Source organism: Microcystis sp. M_OC_Ca_00000000_C217Col (assembly GCF_007095585.1).
Lineage (GTDB): Bacteria > Cyanobacteriota > Cyanobacteriia > Cyanobacteriales > Microcystaceae > Microcystis > Microcystis panniformis.
This window is the reverse complement of the sequence record NZ_SFBV01000300.1, coordinates 1-5780: the sequence shown is the minus strand read 5'-3', so window position 1 is coordinate 5780 and position 5780 is coordinate 1. Positions and strand designations below refer to the sequence as shown.

Below are 5780 nucleotides of genomic sequence, written 5' to 3'. Positions count from 1 at the left end.
AAAGCTTATTAAAAGAATGAGTTATGGATTTACCAATTTTGAACATCTTCGACTTAAGCTGTTTGCTTGCTTTAATTCATAACAAAAATTAACACACGAAAACCAGAAGAGCCATATCTGGCTCTTCTAGGTTCTGTGTGATAAGTTTAACTTACATAGGATCGATCGATCTTTGTGTCCTCTGTGTCTCTGTGGTTCCCTCTACTCCCTCGCCAGCAGGACTGTATCTCAGAATACATTTTACCCACCAAATCCAAAAGAGCCCAAATCGTTCTTAAAAGTTTACTTTTATGTTGAGTTTTGAGGGCATTGCCGGCAAGAGAACTGGTCGTTTTTTTGGTCTAGATGCCTTTAATTTTAACCTAAAATTTACTTTTTCATAATTTTACCTTAACTAAAAATTGCTCAGTCAGGACCATTGGTAAATAGTTAGGGGTGGGGAATGTAAGATATGGATGTAAATATGTTCTCATCCCATCTGCATTGATCCGAGTAACTTCGTGCTTTATTGGTTATTACTCTGTCAAGACTCATGATTAAACGCCAAAATCTTGCTTTTTCTCGTTATTTAACCTCAGTTACTCCCTTAACCGTCCTGTCTACCTTAGTATTTCTAGGTGCTTGTGGACAGCAACCCCAACAACAAGGAAGCCAACAACCCAGACAACAGGGACTTGAAGTCAAATTTCTCGTGGGAAGCGACCTAGCCCAATTCTGTCAGCAAGCAGCCACGAAATTGAACCAAAGCCAACCCAAACTCGCTAGCGGTGAAGCCTTTTACCTCAGTTGCGAAGCTAAAGGAAGCGGCGATGTGGTCCAAACGATTCTCTCGCTGGCCCAACAGTACCAAAATGGAACTCTCAAAGCCGATGCGCCCGAATTTCCCACCCTTTTATCCGTCGATGGCGAAATTTATCAGAGTCAACTCATCTACCAGATGAACAAGCTATTTCCAGGACAAAATTACATCCCGGAAATTACCGACTCACCCCTGATCGCCTACAGTCCGATGGTTTTCATGACAAACGCTGACCTCGCCAAGGGTTTAGAAAAAGTAGAAGATCCCTTCGTCGCCCTAGCTAAATTGGACAACTACCGCCAACTCGATCCCAAAGCCCCACCCCTCCCCATCACTTACGTCCACACCGCGCCTACCCGTTCTAATTCTGGCTTACAAACCCTGGTGGCCCAATTTGCTGCTGTAGCAGGTAAGCGCCCGGAAGATCTGACTGTAGCTGACGTAGAAAAATATCAGGGACAAATTCAACAGATCCAGAGTAAAATCACTCGCTATGGTACTTCTACCGCTTCCCTTGCCCAATCTATGGTCGCCAACGGACCCTTTTGGGCTTCGGTAGCCTCAGTTTACGAGTCTTTGGTAATTGCTGCTAACAGCCAAGCTGGTTCCAATCAAACGCGCTATCAAGCCGTCTATCCCAAGGCTACTTTCAGTTCCAATATGCGGGCAATTTTAGCCAATGCGCCTTGGATAAGTGACCGAGAAAAAGAAGCTGCTGAAAAGGTAATTGAATTCATTCTTTTGCCCGAAACCCAACAAATTGCCGCAGATTTAGGACTGCGACCGGGTGTTCCAGGAGTAGCCTTGGGAAGCAAGTTTTCTGCTGAATTTGGCGTGAATCCTCAACCCACCTATGACTCTTACCGTTCGCCCCAACCAGAAGTAGTTGAAGCCATGCTTAAAAGCTGGCAAAATTATGCCAAGAAACCGTCGCAAGTAGCAGTAGTAATTGATACTTCTGGGTCGATGGAAGGGCAAAAACTGACATCAGTTAAGAATACTTTACTTAATTACGTTCAGAACCTGGGACCGAAGGAAAGAATTGCCCTAATTAGTTTCAATTCAGTTATTAACGAACCTGTGATTATAGAAGGAACTCCACAGGGGCGAGATCGCGGCATTGAATTTATTGGCCAACTGCGGTCCAGTGGTGGGACCAGACTTTATGATAGCGCCCTCTATGCCCGCAACTGGCTATCTCAAAATTTGCGGACTGATACTATTAATGCCGTGTTAATCTTAACTGATGGAGAAGATTCGGGGTCACAAATTAATCTGGATCAGTTGGAACAAGAGTTGCAAAAGAGTGGCTTTTCTTCCGATCAGCGAATTGCTTTCTTTACTATTGGTTATGGGAAAGAAGGAGAATTTAATCCCCAGGCTTTGCAAAAAATTGCCGAAGTTAACGGCGGTTACTATCGTCAAGGAGATCCAGCGACTATATCAACTGTGATGGGAGACTTGCAAGTAGAGTTTTAAGTAATGAATTATGAATTATGAATGGAATTCGGAGGTGGCTTCGCCGCCGAGTCAAGCGCGGGGCGGAATTCGGAGTTCCGAGGCGCATTTGTAAGTCAACCAAATGTAGAGACTGTGATTAATTCCTGAATTAATCTACTAAATCATCAACCATCAATCATCAACGGTTAACTAAAAATGAAAATTGCTAACCCTCTTTATTACCCTTTAGCCGTTTTAGCAGGCGGGATCGTTTTAGTTGTTGGTGTTCGCTTTTTGGGATTATCTAATACTGTTACTTTACCAACAGCATTGGCGGTAACTGTAGTCGGCGCAACCGCCTTGAAAGCTAGAGAACCAGATGGGGAGAAACGGGTCAAACAACAATTACAACAGGAACTGCAAGTTATTCAAGGTTCGGCTCAAAGTTTAGCAGGAAAGGCAGAAGTTCTGCGTCAAGAAGCTAACCAATTATTAAGCAGCAGTTCAGTGCAAATGGACTTATTAATCGCCGTACAGCAAGCTTGCGATAGTGCTATTGAACTTCCCCCAAAAATAGAACAAATTGCTCAACGTTTGCCAGAAAGTGAATCCTTATTGTCAATCAATGAGTTACAACAGCAACTCTTGGAAGTTAAAAGTAAAATTCGTTCGAGTTTCGGTGTATCTCGTAAACAATTAGAACAGTTGCAAGCCAGTTTAGAACGGAATATTGAATTAGCACAACAAGGACAAGATACTCGTCAAGCAAAATTAACTAGCTTGTACACTGTGATTCAAGACTCGGCTGGGGTTCTGCAACAATTACAAAATAAATTGCGGACGGCTGACTTGACTAATTCGGAAGAACTTATAGAGTTAAGAAATTTGAGTGAAGAATTGAGTGGCTTTCAAGAAAATATTGATTTTATCATTTCTTGAACCTGACTAATCAATCAACTAAACTGGAAAAATCAACACCACAATACTACCCTGGAGATTGACGATTAATGAACTTCTTAAAAACAGTTGCTTTATTAGCGTTATTAAGCAGCATCTTAGTTCTGACGGCTTATCTACTCATCGGCGGGATAATTGGTGCAGTTATCGGCTTAATCGTTGCTGCTGTAATTAACTTTAGTCTCTGGTTCTATTCCGACCAAGTTGTTTTAGCCGCTTTTGATGTTCGTCCTGCCAATTCTCAAGAAGAAGCTATACTCAAACCCATAGTTGAAGTGCTGTGCTACAGGGCAAATTTACCAGAACCTAAACTGTATATCATTCCTACTTCTTCTCCTAATGCTTTTGCTACTGGAAGGAATCCCCAACGGGGTGTTGTCTGCATTACAGAAGGGTTGATGAAACTGCTTCCTGAAGACGAATTAGAAGCCGTTATCGCCCACGAACTTAGCCACATTAAACACGGTGATGCCCTTACTGCTACAGTTGCTGTCACTATTTCTGTAGCAATTTCTCTCCTCACGGAAACAGGAATGACGGGAATGTTTGCCATGTTTAACTACCGCAACGCCAATCCCATCCGCCTAGCCGCCTTATTCCCTACCTTGCTACTTGCGCCCCTTACGGCTACCTTAACTCAATTAGCCATATCTCGAACGAGAGAGTATGCTGCTGATGCAGGTTCAGCAAGTTTAACCGGAAATCCTCGCGCCCTCGCTAACGCCTTAGAAAAATTAGAAAATAACAGCCAACAGCAGTCAATATCCACAGAAGAAAACCCAGCGTTAGCTCCCCTTCTAATTATTAATCCCTTCAAGGGTAAACTTGTCAATCGCTTATTTGCCACCCATCCTCCCACTAACAACCGCATTCAAGAATTACTCGCCATGCAACCAGGACTCTTAACGCCTCCCACTAGGAGAAACAGCCCTCAATCGAAACGCAGACGGGCAATAATTTCGGCTGCGATCGCCCTAATTGCTTTCGCTTTAGCTTATGCACCTCTTCCTGGCGTGCAGCAAAACCTTACCATCGTCAGTGGGACGGAACTTCAAGAACCATTGGCAGTCCTAGAGCCACAATTCGAGGCATCTCATCCCAACATTAACTTAGAACTGAAGTTTCAAGGCTCTCAGGACATAGTTAATAACTACATCGACCAGAAACATGACTTTACGCCTACTATCCTCATTCCAGCCAATGGGGAAATCTTAGAGGAGTTGCGCGATCGCCTGGCGGTACAGGGAGAAAGCAATCCCTTCTACGATACGCCCCAACCCATTGTCAAAACCTTCCTGGTGGGTATCGCTTGGCCCGAGAGAGGAAAGGTTATCTTCCCTGGGAGACGCTTTCAATGGCAAAGTGTAGAACGGGCCATGCAAAAGCGTAACTGGACTGCTATCGGCGGACAATCTACCTGGGGAAGCTTCGATTTTGTCATGACAGACCCTAGCCGTTCCAACAGTGGTCAGTTAACCTTAAGTTTGTGGTCCCAGTCCAATCTTGGCGGAAGTCCCCTAGCTGGTACTAACTTGAATGGGCCGGGAATTCAATCTTTGTTTGCTCTGATTAAGCGTTCCGTCTATCAGCCGCCCCTTTCGAGTGACATTCTCTTGCGGGAATTTATTGCTCGCGGCTCCAACGACGCTGATGTGGCGACTACCTACGAAAGTATCGCCCTCTATCGCTGGTCCCAAGCCCAAACTACCCAGGAAAAACCTTACCAAATCTACTATCTTGACCCGACTATTGAGACAGTAGCGACGGCCGCGATCGCACGGCGGGATGTGAATGAGGGACAAGCGAAAGCAGCCAGGGAGTTTGTCGCCTTTCTCAGACAGCCTTCCCAACAGGAAGTATTCGTCCGCTACGGGTTTCGCCCTGTGATAAGTGGCATAAATTTAGAATCAGTCTCCAACAGTCCCTGGAATCAGAATATTCCAGGTGTGCAGGTCAATCCTTCTGTACAATTTAGCCAGCCTCCTGATGCACAACTGAGGAAAGAAATTCAACGTTTATGGCAGCGAGTTAATTAATTTAAGTCGATCCTTGTACAGCAACATTTTTGAAGATTATCAACTACTAATAAATAATTAACTGAAAGTCCCTCCCATTATTGTTTCTATCGTTTGTTTTCGGATTTATGCAAGAGGTCTATACTCCCACCGTCAAGCTACGCTGTGACAGGGGATTCTTTCCATATCACTAACGCTCTTCTGGAACTTTCGGGAATCCCCGACCGAATCCAGATTCTGAAACCCTCGGTTGACAAGCGAACGCTAACTTTTTTTCTAATAAAAACTCAAATTTCGGGTTTCTGTTAGTTAGCGATAGCTTGAAGGCTTACCCCATAAGAGAGCTAGAGTTTAGATACTGTAAGACTTTTGCCAGAGTCCCTCCAAGAGCGTTAACGCTCTTGGAGGGACTCTAGGCAGAAGAGAAATAGGAATTGCGTGGAAAAACCTGCTCTTCGTTACTCTTTATGCTAAATCAACAGACAAGATGCCAAGATAACATACTTCTAACCCAAAAATTACGAAAGTTTCTCAAGCCATAGGCTCTCCGTTTTATTAGTTTAAGTTTA

Annotated in this window: 3 protein-coding genes; all 3 read left to right on the top strand. The window is 44.1% G+C overall.

The genetic code is table 11. The features are described from left to right. Nucleotides 1-532: 532 nt before the first annotated feature. The 3 genes from EWV66_RS19225 (at nucleotide 533) to EWV66_RS19215 (ending at nucleotide 5232) form a co-directional block, all read left to right on the top strand. Nucleotides 533-2278, top strand: a complete 1746-nt coding sequence (locus tag EWV66_RS19225) for a VWA domain-containing protein (protein ID WP_052276257.1) — start codon at nucleotides 533-535, stop codon at nucleotides 2276-2278. A 177-nt stretch (nucleotides 2279-2455) separates the two neighbouring features. Then, a complete protein-coding gene (locus tag EWV66_RS19220; RefSeq protein ID WP_004163389.1) occupies nucleotides 2456-3178 on the top strand; it encodes a DNA repair protein RecN in 723 nt (240 codons plus the stop codon). A 68-nt stretch (nucleotides 3179-3246) separates the two neighbouring features. Further along, nucleotides 3247-5232: a M48 family metalloprotease gene (locus tag EWV66_RS19215; RefSeq protein ID WP_287107745.1), complete on the top strand. Its 1986-nt coding sequence runs from the start codon at nucleotides 3247-3249 to the stop codon at nucleotides 5230-5232. Nucleotides 5233-5780: the final 548 nt, after the last annotated feature.